This window comes from Pseudarthrobacter sp. MDT1-22, from assembly GCF_054511035.1.
In genome coordinates, this window is sequence record NZ_JBTNDK010000077.1 from 1 (window position 1) to 1,269 (window position 1,269).

The following is a 1,269-nucleotide window of genomic DNA, read 5'->3' on the forward strand; positions in this document are numbered from 1 at the left end:
GGCAAAGTCAACTGGTGGAAGCAACGCTGGGTGGTTATGCCGCTTGTAGCAGCTGGTTCAGCCGGTTGGCTGGGGTTTCGAGGTTGAGGGTGGGCCGGGGTCGGCGGTTGAGTTTCGCGGCGACCTTGCGGAGGTCCTCTGGGGTGTGAACGGAGAGGTCTGAGCCTTTCTCGAACCAGAACCGCAGGAGCCGGTTGGTGTTCTCGTTTGTCCCGCGCTGCCAGGGCGAGTGCGGGTCGCAAAAGTAGAGCGTGGTTTCGAGCGCGGTTTGGATCTGGGCGTACTCGGCCAGTTCCGTTCCGCGGTCCCAGGTGATCGACCGGCGCAGGTGCTCCGGAAGCTCGCCCATCTCCCGAATCATCGCCGCAGCGACGGTCTCCGCGGTGTGGTCCCCCGCGAGGTGGAGCAGGATCGTGAACCTGGTCGAGCGTTCCACGAGCGTGCCGATTGCGGTCCCGTCGCAGCCGATGATGAGGTCGCCTTCCCAGTGCCCCGGGATGGCCCGGTCCTGGACCTCGGCCGGGCGTTCGCTGATCTTGAACGCCTCCTTGTAAGGGCTGTTCTTGGTCCTGTCAGCGGTGTGCGGGACGCGTTGTTTCCGTTTCAGGCTGAGCTTCTCGGCCAGGTCTGCCCGCAGACTTCCGCGGGCCTGGACGTACAGTGCCTGGTAGATCGTCTCGTGGCTCACCTGCATAGTCTGGTCATCGCGGAAGTAAAACGCCAACATCGACGAGATCAGCTTCGGGCTCCACCCGTCATCCATCCACACCGCGATCAGCCGGCACAGATCCTCGTCCTCGACAAGCTTGAGCGGCTTGGGCCGGCGCCTGGCCTGATGCGCCTTCGTATGGGCGGCCGAGGCGTAATAAACCCCATCCGCGCTGGTGTTCCGTTTCACCTCCCGCCAAACCACTGACTTGTCCCGACCTATGGCCTTACCGATCTCGGCGTAGCTGAGCCCACATCGTCGGCCCATCTGGATCATCCCCCGCTCCACCCTTCCCAGCGTCCGGCCACCTGGGCCGTCCGTCGCCGGTGCAGGATCCGCAAGACCCCCAACGCTGCCCTTGCTCAAACTCATCATGTGGCCAGACTGGGCCCACCAGTTTCGCCCGGTCTGGTGCACAGCCCCGACACGCCGGGCGGCAGCGAAAATCGACATCCCCCCACACACAAGGTCAATGAACTCGGTGCGGGTACTCAGAGGAAATGACCTGACCATTAAACGCTCCATCAATCAGAGCGTTGCAACGACCATATGACTCTGCC

Annotated in this window: 1 protein-coding gene; it reads right to left on the bottom strand. The window is 63.3% G+C overall.

The genetic code is table 11. From position 1 onward, the window contains the following. Window positions 1-34: 34 nt before the first annotated feature. Window positions 35-1,222, bottom strand: a complete 1,188-nt coding sequence (locus ACX80M_RS21025; protein WP_374210107.1) for an IS30 family transposase — start codon at window positions 1,220-1,222, stop codon at window positions 35-37. Window positions 1,223-1,269 lie beyond the last annotated feature (47 nt).